Annotated in this window: 1 protein-coding gene; it reads left to right on the top strand. The window is 75.3% G+C overall.

The genetic code is table 11. The features are described from left to right. Window positions 1-434 precede the first annotated feature (434 nt). Window positions 435-596 (top strand): acyltransferase domain-containing protein (locus RKE29_RS30310; RefSeq protein ID WP_312008904.1); only part of this gene is annotated, 162 nt, incomplete at its 3' end.

The following is a 596-nucleotide window of genomic DNA, read 5'->3' as shown; positions in this document are numbered from 1 at the left end:
CCACGTCATCATCGAAGAGGCCGAGCCCGCCCCGGCCCCCGCCGAGTCGGCCGACACCCCGCCGCAGCCCGCCACGGCGGTCCTGCCCTGGCCCGTCTCGGCCAAGTCGGAGCCCGCCCTGCGGGCCCAGGCCGAGCGGCTGTCCGCCTTCGTGGAGGCCGGCACCGAACTGGTCGTGCCCGACGTGGGCTTCTCCCTGGCCACCACCCGGTCGGCCCTCGAACACCGCGCCGTCGTCCTCGCTTCCGACCGCGCCACCGCCCTCGCGGGCCTGACCGCCCTGGCCGACGGCCTGCCCGCCGCCAACGCGGTCACCGGCACGGCGCCGGAGGACCCCGGCCAGGTCGCGTTCGTCNGCGGTCACCGGCACGGCGCCGGAGGACCCCGGCCAGGTCGCGTTCGTCTTCCCTGGTCAGGGTTCGCAGTGGCGGGGTATGGCGGCGGGGTTGCTGGAGTCGTCGCCGGTGTTCGCTCAGCGGTTGGCGGAGTGCGATGCGGCGCTGCGGCCGCATGTGGGTTGGTCGGTTGTCGATGTGGTGCGGGGTGGTGAGGACGCGCCGTCGCTGGATGACGTGGTGGTGGTGCAGTCCGCGCTG

Source organism: Streptomyces sp. B1866, from assembly GCF_031932565.1.
GTDB lineage: Bacteria > Actinomycetota > Actinomycetes > Streptomycetales > Streptomycetaceae > Streptomyces.
This window is presented reverse-complemented; position numbering and strand designations above follow the sequence as displayed.